18 protein-coding genes are annotated in these 19,254 nt (G+C 63.4%); 13 read left to right on the forward strand and 5 right to left on the reverse strand.

Going from position 1 to position 19,254, the window contains the following annotated elements:
* Positions 1-12 precede the first annotated feature (12 nt).
* Together ACJA3S_RS07805 and ACJA3S_RS07810 are read left to right on the forward strand one after the other, a co-directional pair.
* The gene (locus tag ACJA3S_RS07805) at positions 13-636 is read left to right on the forward strand and encodes a DsbA family protein (protein WP_406821389.1); all 624 of its coding nucleotides are present in this window, start codon (positions 13-15) and stop codon (positions 634-636) included.
* Between the two features lie 242 nt (positions 637-878).
* A complete protein-coding gene (locus ACJA3S_RS07810) occupies positions 879-1,346 on the forward strand; it encodes a hypothetical protein (RefSeq protein ID WP_406821390.1) in 468 nt (155 codons plus the stop codon).
* 94 nt (positions 1,347-1,440) lie between these two features.
* On the opposite strand, the gene ACJA3S_RS07815 is transcribed toward ACJA3S_RS07810, so the two are convergent.
* The 3 genes from ACJA3S_RS07815 to ACJA3S_RS07825 all read right to left on the reverse strand — a co-directional run bounded on the left by ACJA3S_RS07815 (position 1,441) and on the right by ACJA3S_RS07825 (position 3,292).
* Positions 1,441-1,890, reverse strand: a complete 450-nt coding sequence (locus ACJA3S_RS07815) for a hypothetical protein (RefSeq protein ID WP_406821391.1) — start codon at positions 1,888-1,890, stop codon at positions 1,441-1,443.
* A gap of 59 nt (positions 1,891-1,949) precedes the next feature.
* Complete coding sequence (locus ACJA3S_RS07820; protein WP_406821392.1) at positions 1,950-2,237, reverse strand: hypothetical protein; 288 nt, start codon at positions 2,235-2,237, stop codon at positions 1,950-1,952.
* Positions 2,238-2,383: 146 nt separating this feature from the next.
* A complete protein-coding gene (locus ACJA3S_RS07825) occupies positions 2,384-3,292 on the reverse strand; it encodes a LysR substrate-binding domain-containing protein (protein WP_406821393.1) in 909 nt (302 codons plus the stop codon).
* A 122-nt stretch (positions 3,293-3,414) separates the two neighbouring features.
* On the opposite strand from ACJA3S_RS07825, the gene ACJA3S_RS07830 reads away from it, so the two are divergent.
* The 3 genes from ACJA3S_RS07830 (at position 3,415) to ACJA3S_RS07840 (ending at position 7,124) form a co-directional block, all read left to right on the forward strand.
* Positions 3,415-3,876 carry a DUF6196 family protein gene (locus tag ACJA3S_RS07830; protein ID WP_406821394.1) on the forward strand — a complete coding sequence of 154 codons (462 nt, stop codon included), beginning with the start codon at positions 3,415-3,417 and terminating at the stop codon, positions 3,874-3,876.
* A 175-nt stretch (positions 3,877-4,051) separates the two neighbouring features.
* Entirely contained in the window at positions 4,052-6,088 is a 2,037-nt protein-coding gene (locus ACJA3S_RS07835; RefSeq protein WP_406821395.1) for an FAD-dependent oxidoreductase, read from the forward strand.
* A gap of 145 nt (positions 6,089-6,233) precedes the next feature.
* On the forward strand, positions 6,234-7,124 hold the full coding sequence (locus tag ACJA3S_RS07840; RefSeq protein WP_406821396.1) for a 1-aminocyclopropane-1-carboxylate deaminase/D-cysteine desulfhydrase: 891 nt from the start codon (positions 6,234-6,236) through the stop codon (positions 7,122-7,124).
* On the opposite strand, the gene ACJA3S_RS07845 is transcribed toward ACJA3S_RS07840, so the two are convergent.
* On the reverse strand, positions 7,115-7,660 hold the full coding sequence (locus ACJA3S_RS07845) for a cytochrome b (protein WP_406821397.1): 546 nt from the start codon (positions 7,658-7,660) through the stop codon (positions 7,115-7,117). The two genes, ACJA3S_RS07840 and ACJA3S_RS07845, sit on opposite strands and share 10 nt — an antisense overlap.
* Before the next feature lie 226 nt (positions 7,661-7,886).
* The gene (locus ACJA3S_RS07850) at positions 7,887-8,864 is read right to left on the reverse strand and encodes a DUF1853 family protein (RefSeq protein ID WP_406821398.1); all 978 of its coding nucleotides are present in this window, start codon (positions 8,862-8,864) and stop codon (positions 7,887-7,889) included.
* Positions 8,865-8,907: 43 nt separating this feature from the next.
* Here ACJA3S_RS07850 and ACJA3S_RS07855 point away from each other — a divergent pair, with 43 nt between their 5' ends.
* The 8 genes from ACJA3S_RS07855 (at position 8,908) to ACJA3S_RS07890 (ending at position 19,203) form a co-directional block, all read left to right on the forward strand.
* Entirely contained in the window at positions 8,908-9,798 is an 891-nt protein-coding gene (locus tag ACJA3S_RS07855) for an NAD(+) kinase (RefSeq protein WP_011532967.1), read from the forward strand.
* Positions 9,798-10,769: a metallophosphoesterase gene (locus ACJA3S_RS07860; RefSeq protein WP_170028998.1), complete on the forward strand. Its 972-nt coding sequence runs from the start codon at positions 9,798-9,800 to the stop codon at positions 10,767-10,769. The genes ACJA3S_RS07855 and ACJA3S_RS07860 overlap by 1 nt, the downstream gene beginning before the upstream one ends.
* Positions 10,766-11,653 carry a rhomboid family intramembrane serine protease gene (locus ACJA3S_RS07865; protein WP_406821399.1) on the forward strand — a complete coding sequence of 296 codons (888 nt, stop codon included), beginning with the start codon at positions 10,766-10,768 and terminating at the stop codon, positions 11,651-11,653. The genes ACJA3S_RS07860 and ACJA3S_RS07865 overlap by 4 nt, the downstream gene beginning before the upstream one ends.
* A gap of 13 nt (positions 11,654-11,666) precedes the next feature.
* Positions 11,667-11,927, forward strand: a complete 261-nt coding sequence (locus ACJA3S_RS07870; protein WP_161774617.1) for a YeaC family protein — start codon at positions 11,667-11,669, stop codon at positions 11,925-11,927.
* Positions 11,924-12,754, forward strand: coding sequence for a DUF2797 domain-containing protein (locus ACJA3S_RS07875; RefSeq protein WP_170029000.1), 831 nt, complete (start codon positions 11,924-11,926; stop codon positions 12,752-12,754). Before ACJA3S_RS07870 ends, ACJA3S_RS07875 begins: the two co-directional genes overlap by 4 nt.
* Positions 12,755-12,767: 13 nt before the next feature.
* The gene (gene pepN, locus ACJA3S_RS07880) at positions 12,768-15,425 is read left to right on the forward strand and encodes an aminopeptidase N (protein WP_406821400.1); all 2,658 of its coding nucleotides are present in this window, start codon (positions 12,768-12,770) and stop codon (positions 15,423-15,425) included.
* A 362-nt stretch (positions 15,426-15,787) separates the two neighbouring features.
* Entirely contained in the window at positions 15,788-16,807 is a 1,020-nt protein-coding gene (locus tag ACJA3S_RS07885) for a WD40/YVTN/BNR-like repeat-containing protein (protein ID WP_406821401.1), read from the forward strand.
* A gap of 20 nt (positions 16,808-16,827) precedes the next feature.
* A complete protein-coding gene (locus tag ACJA3S_RS07890) occupies positions 16,828-19,203 on the forward strand; it encodes an RND family transporter (protein WP_406822220.1) in 2,376 nt (791 codons plus the stop codon).
* The last annotated feature ends 51 nt before the right edge of the window (positions 19,204-19,254 follow it).

A 19,254-nucleotide genomic window follows, 5' to 3' on the forward strand; every position in this document is an offset into this window, starting at 1 on the left:
AGGGCCTGGACCATGCACATTCCCCCGCTCCTGGCATTCGACTTTCTCGACCCTTGGAGCTGGGTAGCGCTGCGCCGCCTTGCGCTCGCGATGAGCCAGGCCGGGCAACCACTGAACGTCACCTTCCAGCCGTGCCGCTCGCCATTGAGCCGTGCGGCTGCTGGCATGGCCTACCACGACTTTCTCGAGCGTCGCTTCGGCACCCAGGCGCTGATCCAGCAATCCCTGGTGGCTGCGCAGATGCGCCAGCTCGGCATTGAACCGGTGTTCAGCCAGATCGTCCGCCTGCCCGACACGCGTCCCGCGCTTGCCGCTGTACTGTGGCTGCAGCGTAGCGGGAAACCCGCTCATCACTTTGTGCAAAGTGCCTTCGAGGCCTTGTATTGCCATGGCCAGGACATTGGTGAGCCGGCGGTTCTGGAACAGCTGCTGGAGCGAGAACACGTATCTCTGGGCGAAGTCGTGCAATTCATGCACGGCGACACGTTCGGTGAGGAACTGCAGGCCAGCGAAGCCATGGCTGCGGCGTGGGCGGGACGTGTGGTTCCGTCTTTGCGCATCAACGGTACGGTGGTATTCGGTGCGCAGACACCGAGTGTGCTGGCGCCGATGCTTGGCTTCTTCACTGCACAGTAAGAATGAACTGGCCATCAAGCACAGGGTGTGGCCTATTCATCAGTGTTGCAATTCTTGTTGCACGTTTAGGGCAGGGGATTGTGATCGGGCTTTGCGTCTGCTTCAGGTCGAAAGCGATTGGTCGCCAGGGGGCGCTATCGACCCTAAGCAGCCCTTCACGCGGAAGGCCACTATCAGCCAAAAGCAGACATGCGCACCTGGCAAAAGTAAGCTCTACAGACTTCAGGGATTCGAGAGCTGGAATGAGTAATTTGCTATCCATCACAAGCCACAAATCCAAGTACAGTCTCGGCTTCTACCCGACGTTTGCCGTTGACGGAGTACCTTTGGAGGTTTGGCTACCTCAGCACAATCGGGAAGCTGAGTTACACCTCGTATCAGCGCATTCAGGCTTGAGCGACGATGACGACACCTATTTGGTATGGGATCGGACCTATTCCACAGCGCCGGGCTGGGAGACCTTGGTCCCCCTGCTTGTTTGCTCTGATGACTTGGACCTGACATGTACCGTCATTGTTGCTGAGCAGCACGCCGATGAGCACCATGTCCAGTGGCGCCGATTTGGTTTGCTGAGGGATTTAATCACTTTGCAATGCCCTGCCGTTGATTGGTATGACTCAATACCGAGCCTGACTTTCGAGCGCTCCCGTTTCGAGAGTGTGCTGGATGCGTTCAGGAAACTAGAGAGCATCAAAATGGACTGGGACTAACGCGGGTTGCTGTCTGTGCGAGCGACCACACTCGCCCCATATCGGTCATAGCAGCAGGCTTGGCCAAGTCTTCAGAAAGCTTAGCTATCCCAGCCTAATCGCTGCTACTGCCCATCAAAATCCATCTTTTCCCACCCTGCTGAATATCGAAAGCGAAGTCCCAGAACACTGGGTATGCCGGATGGCCCTTGGTTAGCCAAAATGAAGTTAGGGTGCTGGCCTGGTCTAGGCGCACATGCGTGAATAGGTCCTCAAGAAGACTCAGGATTTCGGAGCGTTTTGCATCCAGATTCAGTGGGCCGTAACCGCCATCCCCGGCGTGTAGCAGTTGCTCGGTAACCTCACTGCGAGCCTCGCTTGCGGTCACGCAGGACTGCCCGCCGATGATCACTTCGTTACCGGTGGAAAAAGCGAGTTGCTCTTCAAGCGCTCTATCCAGGTCAAAGGGCCCATAGGTGTTGACCCAGACCGAATAGTTAAAACCCTCCAAGAGATGCTCAAGCCTGAGGATTTCGTTTGCACGTAAATCTTGTGTGATACGCATACTGGCTCCTTTAATCAAAGATTTGAAGCCTACCTGAGAGCTTTCAAGGCGTTCTGGCGTTAGGCCACTTGCAAACACACAACAGAAGCCGAATTGCTCTTCAGTTTCTCGTAAATTTTTCCGCAGTAAAGAAATGTAGCGAACTGCGCCCACGGGTTGGAAGGTGAAAGCCCTTGGCGAATACCAAATTCACTGACTTCGGCCCAAGCTATTGCGGCATCTAGGAAGGCTTCAACGCTGGTATTCTCCCAATCATTGTTTGCGCGCTTATCAGCCGCTAGGGCGTGGACGAAAGCCAGGAAGGTCGTCGCGTCCATGACCTCGGCCAATTGTTCATGAAGGTCCACGAGTTTCTCCCTCGCTAAGGTATACGTAGGTAGGCATTGTCTTTCAGACTATGAATGACCGCTACGGGTCGGAAGCTGCCGCTCGCAGAGTTGACCGCTATCGACCCCAAGCAGTTATTCTTGGGCGCGCAACCAGCCCTGTCCCGTCAAGCCTTCAGCGAACCCAATGCAGCAACAACTTCGTCTATGAAGTGCCTGAGCTTTGCGGAGGGGCGACGGTCCAAGGGGTAGATCAGATTGACGGGATACGTGGGCCCTTCGAATTCCTCGAAGAGTACGACCAGTTCACCCCTTTGCACGTAAGGCATCAGAACATCCTCGACGCACAGCGTGATGCCGAAATCCGCTAATGCGGCGTTCACCTTGGCCAGGGTGTTATTGACGTTCAGTCGACTCCTGATGGGGATCGTGAACGTCTGCCTGTTTTTGGTAAATCGCCAGACTTTGTCCGTCATGCGATCGGAGAACAGATAGCCCAGGCAATCATGGTCCACCAGTTGTTCGGGATGAAGCGGGGTGCCTTTGCGTGCCAGATAAGCGGGAGAAGCGCAAGCAAACATCCTGAAAGGTCTCAAGCCGCGTTGAACCAATGCCGCGCTGTGGCCCAGTTGGGGGTTACCCAGCCGAAACACGACTTCGAATCCCTCTTCTACGATATTCACGAACCTATCGGTCAACTCCAACTCGATTTCCGTTTCTGGGTATCGCGTCAGGTACTGGGTCAGGAACGGGATGAGTCGATGAGAGCCGTAATTATAGGGCGCGCTGATGCGGATTTTTCCGCGCGGTGTCGAACTTGCTGACTGCGCCAGTTCATCGGCGTCTTCAACGTCGCTCAGGATAGCCTTGCAGCGCAAGTAATAGTCCCTGCCCACGGCAGTCAGACTTTGTCGGCGAGTGGTGCGGGTGATCAGTTTAAGGCCTAGCTGAGATTCAAGATTGCTGACCTGTTTGGCAATCAGCTGCGGCGTCACGCCTAACACGGCGGCTGCTGCCGAGAAGGAGTCTGACTCAGCTGCTGCTACGAACGCTGCCATGCTTTTTAGCTTGTCCATATCCCCAATCTTTAGTTGTTAATGTTATTTTAATTCGAGCATTTATCTTGAAGATCTTCCTGCTTAGCATCTCCGCAGTCAATCAATAGAAGCGCTGCGCGCTTTTGCACGGAGAGTCTGAAATGGTGAACATTTCCCATGAAACGGTCGAAGATACGGAGCGCCGCTTGTTGCGCGTCATTACCCAAGCCCATGTGCGATTCTTCCCTGGCTCTTACACCTTCCTGGAGTTTCCGTTGTCATCGTTTCCTGATGCCGCCCGCCGCGATGCGCTGGCGCTCGTACGGGATGACCAGGTATGGAGTCAACTGGTCCCCTGTTGTGATGTCGAGCAAGAGCTGTTCGGTGTCTTCCGATTCCATTTTCCACAAGGCGCCGACAACAGCGGTTTCGTTGGCTGGTTGGCAATGCGCCTGAAGCAGAAGTTTGGGACCGGCGTTTTTGTGACCTGTGGCCAGAATCGAGATGAGGGAGGGATCTTTGATTATTGGGGCGTCCCGGTCAGCCTGGCTTCAGATGTCTTCGCAGAGATCCAGACTTTGGTGGACGGCGAAGCGGACGGGGAGGTGGGAGTTTTCTTGTAGCGGATGCGTTCGCCTGTGCCGAGATCTTAGCTGTGCACCAGGATCATCAACTTGTCAGTTTCGATCATTGAGCCGGTTCAAACGGCTGTTTACTGTCGCAGGCAGACAAACGACGGGGGCCCACCGGCTGATGAGGCGCCCGCATCCCGTGATCACGCCAATTGGGGACCTTTCCATGGCCGCCGACCGCTACCCGCACCTGCTTGCCCCGCTGGACCTGGGCTTCACCACCTTGCGCAACCGCACCCTGATGGGCTCGATGCACACCGGCCTGGAAGAGCGCCCTGGCGGCTTCGAGCGCATGGCCGCGTACTTTGCCGAACGCGCCCGGGGCGGCGTTGGGCTGATGGTCACGGGTGGCATCGCGCCCAACGATGAAGGCGGGGTGTATTCCGGCGCGGCCAAGCTCAGCACCGCGGAGGAGGCCGACAAGCACCGCATCGTCACCGAGGCGGTACACGCCGCCGGCGGCAAGATCTGCCTGCAGATCCTGCATGCCGGGCGTTATGCCTACAGCCCACGGCAGGTGGCACCCAGCGCGATCCAGGCGCCGATCAACCCGTTCAAGCCCAGGGAGCTGGACGAAGCAGGGATCGAAAAGCAGATCGCCGATTTCGTCAATTGCGCCGAACTGGCCCAGCGGGCCGGCTACGATGGCGTCGAGATCATGGGTTCGGAAGGCTATTTCATCAACCAGTTCCTCGCCGCCCACACCAACCAGCGCACCGACCGCTGGGGCGGCAGCTATGAAAACCGCATGCGCCTGGCCGTGGAAATCGTCAGCCGGGTGCGTGCTGCGGTGGGGCCGAACTTCATCATCATCTTCCGCCTGTCGATGCTCGACCTGGTCGAGGGCGGCAGCAGCTGGGACGAGATCGAGCTGTTGGCCAAGGCCATCGAGCAGGCCGGCGCAACCCTGATCAACACCGGCATCGGCTGGCACGAGGCGCGCATCCCGACCATCGCCACCAAAGTGCCGCGCGCGGCGTTCAGCAAGGTCACCGCCAAGCTGCGGGGCGTGGTCGGCATTCCGCTGATCACCACCAACCGCATCAACACCCCGGAAGTGGCCGAGGCGGTGCTGGCCGCGGGCGATGCCGACATGGTCTCGATGGCCCGGCCGTTCCTGGCCGACCCGGACTTCGTCAACAAGGCCGCCGCCGGCCGCAGCGACGAAATCAATACCTGCATCGGCTGCAACCAGGCCTGCCTGGACCATACCTTCGGCGGCAAGCTGACCAGCTGCCTGGTCAACCCGCGTGCCTGCCACGAGACCGAGCTCAACTACCTGCCGGTGCGCGCGGTGAAGCGCATTGCCGTGGTGGGCGCTGGCCCGGCCGGCCTGGCCGCGGCCACGGTAGCAGCCGAGCGCGGCCACGCAGTGACCCTGTTCGATGCCGCCAGCGAGATCGGCGGGCAATTCAATGTGGCCAAGCGGGTGCCGGGCAAGGAAGAATTCCATGAAACCCTGCGCTATTTCCGCAACAAGGTAAAAAGCACAGGCGTGGACCTGCGCCTGAACACCCGGGTCGATGTGCCGGGCCTGCTCGCCGGCGGCTACGACGAGATCATCCTGGCCACCGGCATTGCCCCGCGCACGCCGGCCATCCCGGGTGTCGAGCATGCCAAGGTGCTCAGCTACCTGGATGTGCTGCTTGAGCGCAAGCCGGTCGGCAAGGCTGTCGCGGTGATCGGCGCCGGAGGTATCGGCTTCGACGTTTCCGAGTACCTGGTGCATCAAGGTGTGGCCAGCAGCCAGGACCGTGAAGCGTTCTGGAAGGAGTGGGGCATCGATACCCAGCTGGAAGCACGCGGTGGCGTCGCCGGGGTCAAGGCCGAGCCGCATGCGCCGGCGCGGCAGGTTTACCTGCTGCAGCGCAAGAAATCCAAGGTGGGCGACGGCCTGGGCAAGACCACCGGCTGGATTCACCGCACCGGGCTGAAGAACAAGCAGGTGCAGATGCTCAACAGTGTCGAGTACCTGGGCATCGACGATGCCGGCCTGCACATTCGCGTGGCCGACGGCGAGCCGCAGGTGCTGGCGGTGGACAATGTGGTGATCTGTGCCGGCCAGGAGCCGTTGCGCGAGCTGCAGGGCGGGCTGGTGGCGGCGGGGCAGTCAGTGCACCTGATTGGCGGTGCGGATGTGGCGGCGGAGCTGGATGCCAAGCGGGCGATCAATCAAGGTTCGAGACTGGCGGCCGAGCTCTGAACTTGCTGGGGGCCGCGTTGCGGCCCTTTCGCGACACAAGGCCGCTCCTACAGGGATTTGCAAAGCCGCGGGCTCCTGCAGGAGCGGCCTTGTGTCGTGAAAGGGGCGCAACGCGCCCCCCCGCGTTCACTGGTAAACTCGCTGCATGCCCCTCGACCTAGCCCAAGCCCCCCTGCACCCACTGAACCTGCCCTGGCTGGAAAACGCCAGGGTCGAAGCCGCCATCCTGCGCCTGGACCTGATCGACCCGCTGATCAGCGGCAACAAATGGTTCAAGCTGCGCCATCACCTGCAGCAGGCCATGGCCAGCAACGCTCCCGGGCTGATCAGCCTGGGTGGCAACCATTCCAACCACCTGCACGCCCTGGCCGCCGCCGGCAAACGCTTCGGTTTCGCCACCGCCGGGCTGCTGCGCGGGCACGCCCAGGACACGCCGACCGTGCGTGACCTGCAGGCGTTGGGCATGCAGCTGCACTGGCTGGGCTACGGCGGCTACCGCGCGCGCAACCAACCCGGTTTCTGGCAACCCTGGCAGGCGCGCTATCCGGGTTGGCAGTGTATTGCCGAGGGTGGTGGCGGGCTGGCGGGGGCGCAAGGCTGTGCCCTGATCCTGCAGCAGGCCCGCGCCCAACTCGCCGCACTCGGCTGGGCCGACTATGACGCCTGGTGGCTGGCCGCTGGAACCGGGACGACCCTGGCCGGCCTGGTGCTGGCCGAGGAGGGCAGGCATATGGTGCATGGCGCATTGGCCATACCCCGCGATCATGGCGTGGAGCAGGCGGTGAAGGAACTGGCGGGGACGCAGGGCTATCAATTGCACGACGCCTGCCGTGGCGGCTTCGGCAAGTTCGATGATGAACTGCTGGCATTCATCGCCGACTGCGAGCGGCACACCGGCGTGCCACTGGAAGCCCTGTATACCGGCAAGGCGCTGCTGGCCCTGCGGCAACAGGTCGAGGCCGGGCTGTTCGCGCCCGGCACTCGCCTGCTCGTGGTGCATACCGGCGGCCTGCAAGGCCGGCGCGGTTACTTGTAGGGCAGCATGCGCAACAGCGTGTTGTCGCGCTTGACGTAGTGATGGTACAGGCCGGCCACGGCATGGATGCCGATCAACCAGTAGCCCCAGCTGCCGACGCGTTCATGCCAGCCCTTGATGAACTTGGCCTGGTCCGGGTCGGGGCCGATCAGGTGTGGCAGCTCCAGGCCGAAGAACGGCACCGGTTTGTCGGCCGCGCTGAGGATCAGCCAGCCGGCCAGCGGCAGGCCGATCATCAGCAGGTACAGCGCCAGGTGCACCAGGTGCGCCAGCCCGGTCTGCCAGGCCGGCGGCTTTGGCGTGATCGGTGGCGTCGGGTTGCTCAGGCGGATGGCCAGGCGCAGCCAGACCAGCACGAACACGCTGAGCCCGAGCATGAAGTGCAGCTCTTTCATCAGGTTGCGTTCGACGCTGTCCTTGGGGAACAGGCCGCGGAACTCGATAAGGGCATAGACAGCGGCCAGCAGCACCAGCATCAGCCAGTGCAGGGCGATGGACAGGCGCGCGTAATGGGGCGCGGGGGTGGTTGAAACCATGATCGGTCCTCGTCATCAGGGTCGGGAAGGCGCTCTTGTTGGCGCTCAGGTAAAACTGTAAAGGTTATCGGGCAGCGAATCTTTGCGCTGGGTCTGTGAAAATTGTGTCACCTGCGTCGGTCTTTTTGCGGGTAAACCCGCCCCCCGTGGGAACTTTGCTGCTGCTGAAGGTGTCGCGACACCTGGGCGCCCGAGTTTACCCGCGAAGAGGCAGGTCCAGCGGTCCTCATGCCTCGGGCGCAAGCGGCCAGCTGTCAGCCACCAGAAACACCCGCTCCGCTTCCTGCCAGGCGCTGTCAGCCTCGCGTTCCAGGCGCACCAGCAATTGCGCCGGTGCCTGCCGCTGCAGCAGGTGCAACCATGCTGCAAACTGCTCCACCTCCCAGCACTCCGCCGCTTCGACCCGCGCCGGTGCCAGCCAGGCATGCCGCTGCAGCGGCTGCCAGCGCTCACCCTCGGCCAGTACCCAGTCGCGCCGCCGCAGCCAGCGCCCGCGCAGGTGCTGCGGGTTGGCGCCCTGCGGGGGCTCGGCCTGGCCTGGCCACGGGTAGAACAGATAACCCCCCAGCCACACATGCGCCTGCACCTGGCCAACCCCCAGCTGCGCCAGCACTTCGCGACTGTGCGCACTGTGCGACATGGGCAGCTGGTGCCTCGCCAGGTGCGCCAGCTTGCTGCCCAGCCGGTCATGGCACCCCGGCCCCAGCCAGGTGGCAGGGTCCTGCCCGGCGTGCTCTGGCCCCAGGTACAGCTTGATCGCCAGTTCCAGGTGGTGCACGCCGTCGCGGTCGCGCAACAGCACATCCAGCTCGCCCAAGGTGCGCCCGCCGTCGCGAATCGCCAGGTTCGCCGCCAGCACTTCGATGCCCGGCGCCTGGCCCAGGGCGAATTGCCACAGGCGTTCGTAATAATGGCCCAGGCGCCGGCTGCCCAGTTGCGCGAGCCACTCGCGCAGTGGCCGGTCATCATCATCCAGGGCCCGCAACCAGCGTTCCAGGCCTTGCGGCCGGTCTGCCCACAGGCTGCCGGCCAGCGGGTGGCGCTGGGGGCACGGCGGGGCGCTGAGCAACGGCGGCGACAACAGCGCCCAGGCCAGGTCACGCACGGCGGGGCGGCGTAGCTGGCGGGGCAGGTCGTGGAGCAGGGCGAATGGCGTCATCCTGCGAGCATAGCCGGTTTGCCGCTGCCCGGTGGTTTCGCCCATAATCGGCGCATTGTCACCCGCCGCAGAGCCTCGCAGGAGCCCCATGGAGCAATTTCGCAATATCGGTATCATCGGCCGCCTTGGTAGCTCGCAGGTGCTCGACACCATTCGCCGACTGAAAAAATTCCTCCTCGAGCGCCACCTGCACGTGATCCTCGAAGATACCATCGCCGAAGTGTTGCCCGGCCACGGCCTGCAGACCTCCACCCGCAAACTGCTGGGCGAGGTCTGCGACCTGGTCATCGTGGTCGGCGGCGATGGCAGCCTGCTCGGTGCCGCCCGCGCCCTGGCCCGGCACAACATTCCGGTACTCGGCATCAACCGTGGCAACCTCGGCTTCCTCACCGACATCCGCCCGGATGAACTGGAAGAGAAAGTCGCCGAAGTGCTCGACGGCCACTACCTGGTGGAAAACCGCTTCCTGCTGCAGGCCGAGGTACGCCGGCACAACGAAGCCATCGGCCAGGGCGATGCGCTGAACGACGTGGTGCTGCACCCGGGCAAGTCCACGCGCATGATCGAGTTCGAGATCTACATCGATGGCCAGTTCGTCTGCAGCCAGAAGGCCGACGGCCTGATCGTCGCCACGCCCACCGGCTCCACCGCCTACGCGCTGTCGGCTGGCGGGCCGATCATGCACCCCAAGCTCGATGCCATCGTCATCGTGCCGATGTACCCGCACACCCTGTCTGGCCGGCCGATCGTGGTCGATGGCAACAGCGAGCTGAAGATCGTGGTATCCAAGGACCTGCAGATCTACCCGCAGGTGTCCTGTGACGGCCAGAACCATTTCACCTGCGCCCCCGGCGACACCATCACGGTGAGCAAGAAGCCGCAGAAACTGCGCCTGATCCACCCGCTGGACCACAACTACTACGAGGTCTGCCGCACCAAGCTCGGCTGGGGCAGCCGTCTGGGGGGCAGGGACGACTGATGCTCGATCCGGCGCGAAGTTTCGACATCATCGGCGATGTGCATGGCTGTGCGCTGACCCTCGAACGCCTGCTCGACGCCCTCGGTTACAAACGCCAGGCCGGCGTCTGGCGCCATCCATGGCGCCAGGCGTTGTTCCTGGGCGACATCGTCGACCGCGGGCCACGCATTCGCGAGGCGCTGCATATCGTCCATGACATGGTCGAGGCCGGCCAGGCGTTCTGCATCATGGGCAACCATGAATACAATGCCCTGGGCTGGGTGACCCCGGCGCTGCCTGGCAGCGGCAAGGCCTACGTGCGCGAGCATACGCCACGGCATGCCCGGCTGATCGACGAAACCCTGACCCAGTTCGCCCAGCACCCGGCGGACTGGCACGACTTCGTCAACTGGTTCTACGAGCTGCCGCTGTTCGTCGACGCCGGGCGTTTCCGCCTGGTGCACGCCTGCTGGGACCCACGCCTGATCGAGCCGCTGCGCCAGCAATACCCCGACGGCTGCATCGACCAGCACTTCATCCAGGCTTCGGCGGTGAATGGCAGCTTTGCGGCCAACGTGTGCAACCGGCTATTGCGCGGTACCGACATGCGCCTGCCGGACGGGCTGACCCTGACCGGCGGCGACGGCCTGACCCGGGCGTTCTTCCGCACCAAGTTCTGGGAAGAAGACCCGCAAACCTACGGCGACATCGTGTTCCAGCCCGACGCCCTGCCGGCAGAAGTGGCCAACACCCCACTCAGCCACAGCCAGAAGAACGCCTTGCTGCGCTATGCCGAAGACGAGCCCATGCTGTTCGTCGGCCATTACTGGCGCAGCGGCCGCCCGGCGCCGATCCGTGCCAACCTGGCCTGCCTGGACTACAGCGCGGTGCTCTATGGCAAGCTGGCCGCCTACCGGCTGGATGATGAAACCCGCATCGACCCGCACAAGTTCGTCTGGGTCGACGTCGACCGCCCACAGGCCAGCCAATGAACATTATCGAAGTGATGCGCCTGCCGCTGTCGGTCGACCTCAGCGGCTTCGTCCAGCTACTGCAGCGCCTGCAGGTGCCGCACCGGGTCAGCGAGGAGGGCGAGGTGCAGGTGCTGTGGGCACCTGACAACCTGGCCGCAGACGTGCGCGAACTCTACCAGCGCTACCCCGACGGCAACGCCGATATCCAGGTGAGCGATGAACCGGTGGCGGCGGGCATGCCCGCGCCTGGCGCTGGCCAGCCGTCCCTGGCAGAACAGGCCCGCGCCTGCAAGGTCACCACCGTTACCCTGCTGCTGTGCTTCATCGTCGCTGGCCTCACCGGGCTGGGCGACAACTTCACCACCATCAGCTGGTTCACCTTCCTCGACTTCCGCGTGCAGGGCGACTACCTGTACTTCAGCCCGCTGGCGCAAGGCCTGGAACAAGGCCAGTGGTGGCGCCTGGTCTCGCCGATGCTGCTGCACTTCGGCGTGCTGCACCTGGCGATGAACAGCCTGTGGTACTGGGAACTGGGCAAACGCATCGAACTGCGCCAGGGCTCCTGGGCGCTGCTGGGCCTGACCGTGCTGTTCAGCCTGGTGTCCAACCTGGCCCAGCACTACACCAGCGGGCCGAGCCTGTTCGGCGGGTTGTCCGGTGTGCTGTACGGCCTGCTCGGGCACATCTGGCTGTACCAGTGGCTGGCGCCCAATCGTTACTTCGCCCTGCCCAAGGGTGTGCTGGCCATGATGCTGATCTGGCTGGTGGTGTGCCTGACCGGCGTGGTCGGTACCCTGGGCCTGGGCCAGATCGCCAACGCCGCGCATGTCGGCGGGCTGCTCATCGGATGCCTGACCGGACTCTTGGGTGGGGCGCTGGCCAGGCGTAAACTGTCGGCTTGAATCAGGAGACACTATGTCCACTTTCGCGCAAATGATCGAAAACATCACACCCGAGATCTACCAGAGCCTGAAACTGGCGGTGGAGATCGGCAAATGGTCCGATGGCCGCAAGCTCACCGCCGAGCAGAAGGAGCTGTCGCTGCAGGCGGTAATCGCCTGGGAGATGAAGAACCTGCCCGAAGACCAGCGCACCGGTTACATGGGCCCGCAGGAATGCGCATCCAAGTCGGCACCGATTGCCAACATCCTGTTCAAGTCGGACTCGCTACATTGATCGAACTCGCACGTGGCTCGTTGAGCAAGATGGCGGTCAGCCTGCAGGCGCCGGTGGTGCAATACAGCTTCCGCCTGGGTGACACCCAGGTGCCGGTCAACCCGCTGATCGGCCAGCGCCTGCGCCTGGAATACCTCGGCGCCATTCACTGCAGCCATTGCGGCAAGCGCACCAAGACCAGCTTCAGCCAGGGCTACTGCTACCCGTGCATGACCCGGCTGGCCCAGTGCGACGTGTGCATCATGGCCCCGGAAAAGTGCCACTACGACGCCGGCACCTGCCGCGAACCGTCGTGGGGCGAACAGTTCTGCATGACCGACCATGTGGTGTACCTGGCCAACTCGTCGGGGATCAAGGTCGGCATCACCCGCGCCACCCAGTTGCCGACCCGCTGGCTCGACCAGGGCGCGAGCCAGGCCCTGCCGATCCTGCGCGTGGCCACCCGCCAGCAGTCCGGCCTGGTCGAAGACCTGCTGCGCAGCCAGGTACCCGACCGTACCAACTGGCGCACCCTGCTCAAGGGGGACGCCGAGGTACTTGACTTGGTCGCCATTCGCGAGCAGGTGTTCGCTGCCTGCGCCGATGGCCTGCGAGCACTGCAGGGCCGCTTCGGCCTGCAGGCGATCCAGCCGCTGACTGACGCCGAAGTGGTACATATGACATACCCGGTCGAGGCCTACCCGAAGAAAATCGTCAGCTTCAACCTCGACAAGGACCCGGTGGCCGAAGGCACGCTGCTGGGTATCAAGGGCCAGTACCTGATCTTCGACACGGGTGTGATCAACATTCGCAAGTACACGGCCTACCAGTTGGCCGTGCTCCAGTAAAAAGGACCTGCACATGCGTACCGAACAACCGCAAGTGATCTACCTCAAGGATTACCAGGCGCCCGAGTACCTGATCGACGAGACGCACCTGACCTTCGAGCTGTTCGAGGACCACACCCTGGTCCACGCGCAACTGGTCATGCGCCGCAACCCGGCACGCGGTACCGGCCTGCCGCCACTGGTACTCGACGGCCAGCAGCTGGAACTGCTGCGCGTTTCGCTGGACGACCAGGAACTCGGGCCCGAGGCCTACCGGCTCGATGCCGACAGCCTGACCGTACAGCCCGGGGCCGAGCGCTTCACCCTCGACACCAGCGTGAAGATCCACCCCGAAAGCAATACCGCACTGGAAGGCCTGTACAAGTCGGGCAAGATGTTCTGCACCCAGTGCGAGGCCGAGGGCTTCCGCAAGATCACCTACTACCTCGACCGCCCGGATGTGATGAGCACCTTCACCACCACGGTGATCGCCGAGCAGCACCGCTACCCGGTATTGCTGTCCAACGGCAACCCGACCGGCAGCGGTCCGGCGGAGGACGGCCGCCACTGGGCAACCTGGGAAGACCCGTTCATGAAGCCGGCCTACCTGTTCGCCCTGGTGGCCGGTGACCTGTGGTGCGTCGAGGACAGCTTCACCCGCCAGTCCGGCCGCGACGTGACCCTGCGCATCTATGTCGAGCCCGAGAACATCGACAAGTGCGAGCACGCCATGGTCAGCCTGAAGAAGTCGATGCGCTGGGACGAGGAAGTCTACGGCCGCGAGTACGACCTGGACATCTTCATGATCGTCGCGGTCAACGACTTCAACATGGGCGCCATGGAAAACAAGGGCCTCAACATCTTCAACTCCAGCTGCGTGCTGGCGCGTGCCGAAACCGCTACCGATGCCGCCCACCAGCGCGTCGAAGGCGTGGTGGCCCACGAGTACTTCCACAACTGGTCAGGCAACCGCGTCACCTGCCGTGACTGGTTCCAGCTGTCGCTCAAGGAAGGCTTCACGGTGTTCCGCGATGCCGAGTTCAGTGCCGACATGAACTCGCGCACGGTCAAGCGCATCGAGGATGTCGCCTACCTGCGTACCCACCAGTTCGCCGAAGACGCCGGGCCGATGGCGCACCCGGTGCGCCCGGACAGCTTCATCGAAATTTCCAACTTCTACACCCTGACCGTGTACGAGAAGGGCGCCGAAGTGGTGCGCATGGTGCGTACCCTGCTGGGCGCCGAGGGCTTCCGCAAGGGCAGCGACCTGTATTTCGCGCGCCACGATGGCCAGGCGGTGACCACCGACGACTTCATCAAGGCCATGGAAGACGCCAATGGCTTCGATCTGACCCAGTTCAAGCGCTGGTACAACCAGGCCGGCACCCCGCGCCTGGACGTCAGCGAGGCTTATGATGCTGCCGCGCAGACCTACAGCCTGAGCTTCCGCCAAAGCTGCCCGCCGACCCCGGACAAGGCCGAGAAGCTGCCGTTCGTGATCCCGGTGGAACTGGGCCTGCTGGACGCCGCCGGCAACGACTTGCCGTTGCAACTGGCGGGTGAAGCGGCCGCGCAAGGCAGCAGCCGCGTGCTGGCGGTGACCGAAGCCGAGCAGACCTTCACCTTCCAGGGCATCCAGGCCAAGCCGCTGCCGTCGCTGCTGCGCGGCTTCAGCGCACCGGTCAAGCTCAGCTTCCCCTACGACCGCGACCAGCTGATGTTCCTGATGCAGCACGACAGCGATGGCTTCAACCGCTGGGAAGCCGGGCAGCAGCTGTCGGTGCAGGTGCTGCAGGAGCTGATCGGTCAGCATCAGCGTGGCGAAGCGCTGCAACTCGACCAGCGCCTGATCACTGCACTGGGTACCGTGCTCGGCAACCAGGCCCTGGACCCGGCGATGGTCGCCGAGATGCTCTCGCTGCCGGGTGAGGCCTACCTCACCGAGATCAGCCAGGTCGCCGATGTGGATGCCATTCACGCTGCCCGCGAGTTCGCCCGTCGGCAGATCGCCGAGCAGCTGTTCGACGCCCTGTGGGCGCGCTACCAGGCCAACCGCGAGGTATCGCGCAACACCGCCTACGTGGCCTCGGCCGAGCATTTTGCCCGCCGCAGCCTGCAGAACATCGCCCTGTCGTACCTGATGCTCAGCGGCCAGCCGCAGGTGCTGGCGGCGACCCTGGAGCAGTTCGAGCAGTGCGACAACATGACCGAGCGCCTGACTGCGCTCGCGGTACTGGTCAACTCGCCGTTCGAGGCAGAACGGGCCAAGGCCCTGGAGGCCTTCGCCGAGCACTTCAAGGACAACCCGCTGGTCATGGACCAGTGGTTCAGCGTGCAGGCGGCCAGCACCCTGCCGGGCGGGCTGGCGCGGGTCAAGGCGCTGATGCAGCACCCGGCGTTCACCCTGAAGAACCCGAACAAGGTGCGTGCGCTGATCGGCGCCTTTGCCGGGCAGAACCTGGTCAACTTCCATGCCGCGGATGGCTCGGGGTATCGCTTCCTGGCCGACCTGGTGATCGAGCTGAATGCGCTGAACCCGCAGATCGCCTCGCGGCAACTGGCGCCGCTGACGCGCTGGCGCAAGTATGACGCTGCGCGCCAGGCGCTGATGAAAGGCGAGCTGGAGCGGATTCTGGCTTCTGGTGAGCTGTCCAGTGATGTGTATGAAGTGGTGAGCAAGAGCCTGGCTTGAGGGCCAAAGGGGCTGCTATGCAGCCCATCGCGACACAAGGCCGCTCCTACAGGGACCCGCGTCAATCCGGCATTCGCGGTCCCTGTCGGGGCGGCCTTGTGTCGCGATGGCCCCCGGCTACACCCTTACAGGGGCCGCGTTCTTCCGGCGTTCGCGGTCGCTGTAGGAGCGGCCTTGTGTCGCGATGGGCCGCACAGCGGCCCCTGGCTACACGCCGATAACAAAACATAACACCCCGCCCGTTGTCTTCCCGCAAACATCCCCGCTACGATCCGGTCAAGTTATTGCAGGCCTCTAGCTCAGGCTTTTCGCAGTACCTGCAATGCATTGACCCACCAACAAGAACACAACAGGGGGCAGTCATGGGGCAGCAGAACAGGCGTGGTGCCTGGCCATTGGCAACCAGCGCGATGCTGGCACTGGCACTGGGGGTTTGGGCCGAGGCTGCCCAGGCCGCAGCGGCCGAGGAATATTCCACCGAGTCGGCCAAGGCCAGCCAGAGCCTGCTGATCGATGCCGCCCAGGCCGGTAAACGCCTGGTGGTGGTGGGCGATCGCGGCCACATCCTGTTTTCCGACGACCAGGGCCGTACCTGGACCCAGGCCCGGGTACCCACCCGGCAACTGCTGACGGCGGTGTTCTTCCTCGACGACAAGCGCGGCTGGGCGGTCGGCCATGATGCACAGGTGCTCACCAGCAACGATGGCGGGGCCACCTGGAGCAAGCAGTTCGAAGACCTTTCCCGTGAAGCACCGTTGCTCGATGTGGCCTTCCTCGACGCCCAGCATGGCTTTGCCGTAGGCGCCTACGGCGCCTTGCTGGAAACCACCGACGGCGGCCAGCATTGGCAGGACGTGGCCGAGCGCCTGGACAACCCCGACCAGTTGCACCTGAACGGTATCGCCGAGGTCCGTGATGCCGGGCTGTTCATCGTCGGCGAGCAGGGCAGCATGTTCCGCTCGGCCGACCACGGCCAGACCTGGAGCAAGGCCCAGGGCCCCTATGCAGGCTCGCTGTTCGGCGTGATCGGCACCGCCCAGCCCCATACGCTGCTGGCCTACGGCCTGCGCGGCAACCTGTTCCGCTCCAGCGATTTCGGCGACAGCTGGCAGCCGATCGAGCTCAAGGCCGCACGCGGCAACCTCGAGTTCGGCCTGGCAGGCGCCACGCTTGTCGACGATGGCAGCCTGGTACTGGTCGGCAACGGCGGCAGCGTGCTGCGCAGCAACGACGATGGCCACACCTTCAGTGTCTACAACCGCGCCGACCGCATTGCCCTGGCCGGCGTCAGTGGCCTGGCCAACGGCGGCCTGTTGCTGGTCGGGCAGGGTGGCGTGCACCTGGCCACTGCCCAGGGTGCCGACCAGGAGGTGCAGCCATGACCAGCAGGGAGAGCATCACCATGCACCCGCATCACCAGGACAAGGCCACGTTGCTGGAGCGCCTGATCTTCAACAACCGCCCGGTGGTCATCGCCTTGTGCCTGCTGGTGAGCATTTTCCTGTTCTGGCAGGCCACGCAGATTCGCCCGTCTACCAGTTTCGAGAAGATGATCCCGCTGCAGCACCCGTTCATCGAGCAGATGATGGCGCACCGCAACGACCTGGCCAACCTCGGCAACACCGTGCGCATCTCGGTGGAGGCGGTCAACGGCGACATCTTCGACAAGGACTACATGGAGACCCTGCGCCAGGTCCATGACGAAGTGTTCTACATCCCCGGTGTCGACCGGGCCGGGCTGAAGTCGCTGTGGAGCCCCAGCGTGCGCTGGAGCGAGGTGACCGAAGAAGGCTTCTCCGGCGGCGAAGTCATACCCAACACCTACAACGGCTCCCAGGACAGCCTCGACACCCTGCGCGACAACGTGCTCAAGTCGGGCCAGGTGGGGCGCCTGGTGGCGAACAACTTCAAGTCCAGCATCGTCGACGTGCCGCTGCTGGAGAGCTACCCCGACCCGCAGGACCCGGGCAGGCAGGTGAAGCTGGACTACCAGCAGTTCTCGCACCAGCTGGAAGAGAAGATCCGCGACAAGTTCCAGGCGCAGAACCCCAACGTCAAGGTGCACATCATCGGTTTCGCCAAGAAGGTCGGCGACCTGATCGATGGCCTGGTGATGGTGGCGATGTTCTTCGGCATCGCCCTGGCCATCACCTGGGTGTTGCTGTACTGGTTCACCTGGTGCATCCGCAGCACCATCGCCGTGCTCATCACCACCCTGGTGGCGGTGGTCTGGCAGCTGGGGCTGATGCATGCGGTGGGTTTCGGCCTGGACCCCTACTCGATGCTGGTGCCGTTCCTGATCTTCGCCATCGGTATTTCCCACGGGGTGCAGAAGATCAACGGCATCGCCCTGCAGTCCAGCGACGCCGACAACGCGCTCACTGCAGCCCGGCGCACCTTCCGCCAGCTGTTCCTGCCGGGGATGATCGCCATCCTCGCCGATGCCGTGGGCTTCATCACCCTGCTGATCATCGACATCGGGGTGATTCGTGAACTGGCCATCGGCGCCTCCATCGGCGTGGCGGTGATCGTGTTCACCAACCTGATCCTGCTGCCGGTGGCCATCTCCTACGTCGGCATCAGCAACAAGGCCGTCGCGCGCAGCAAGCAGGACGCCACCCGCGAGCATCCGTTCTGGCGCCTGCTGTCGAACTTCGCCAGCGCCCGGGTAGCACCGGTGTCCGTGGTGCTGGCGCTGGTCGCCTTTGCCGGTGGCCTGTGGTACAGCCAGAACCTGAAGATCGGCGACCTCGACCAGGGCGCGCCGGAGCTGCGCCCCGACTCGCGCTACAACCAGGACAACAACTTCATCATCAGCAACTACTCGACCAGTTCCGATGTGCTGGTGATCATGGTCAAGACCCCACCGGAACACTGTTCGATCCACTCGACCATGGCGCCGATCGACGAGCTGATGTGGACCATGCAGAACACCCCGGGGGTGCAATCGGCGATTTCCCTGGTGACCGTGTCCAAGCAGGTGATCAAGGGCATGAACGAGGGCAGCCTGAAGTGGGAGACCTTGTCGCGCAACCCCGACATCCTCAACAATTCCATTGCCCGCGCCGATGGCCTGTACAACGGTGACTGCTCGCTGGCACCGGTGCTGGTGTTTCTCAACGACCACAAGGCCGAGACCTTGGAACGGGTCACTGCCGTGGCCAAGGCGTTTGCCGACAGCCACAACAAGGAAGGCCTGCAGTTCCTGCTGGCGGCGGGCAACGCCGGCATCGAGGCGGCAACCAATGAAGTGATCAAGTCGGCCGAGCTGACCATCCTGATCATGGTGTACATCTGCGTGGCGGTGATGTGCCTGATCACCTTCCGCTCGTTCGCCGCCACCCTGTGCATCGTCCTGCCACTGGTGCTGACCTCGGTGCTGGGCAACGCGCTGATGGCCTACCTGGGCATCGGCGTCAAGGTGGCGACCCTGCCGGTGGTGGCGCTGGGCGTGGGCATCGGCGTGGACTACGGCATCTACATCTACAGCCGCCTGGAGAGTTTCCTGCGCGCGGGGCTGCCGTTGCAGGAAGCCTACTACCAGACCCTGCGTTCGACCGGCAAGGCGGTGCTGTTCACCGGCTTGTGCCTGGCGATTGGCGTGTGCACCTGGATCTTCTCGGCGATCAAGTTCCAGGCCGACATGGGCCTGATGCTGACCTTCATGTTGCTGTGGAACATGTTTGGTGCGCTGTGGCTGCTGCCGGCCCTGGCCAGGTTCCTGATCAAGCCGGAGAAGATGGTGGGCAAGGAGGGCGGCTCGATCTTCGCCCATTGAACAGCGGGGCCGCTCCTCCCTGGGAACGACGTGCCAATCGGCGCGACCCGT

The organism is Pseudomonas sp. KnCO4 (assembly GCF_045344305.1).
GTDB classification, from domain to species: Bacteria; Pseudomonadota; Gammaproteobacteria; order Pseudomonadales; family Pseudomonadaceae; genus Aquipseudomonas; species Aquipseudomonas anuradhapurensis.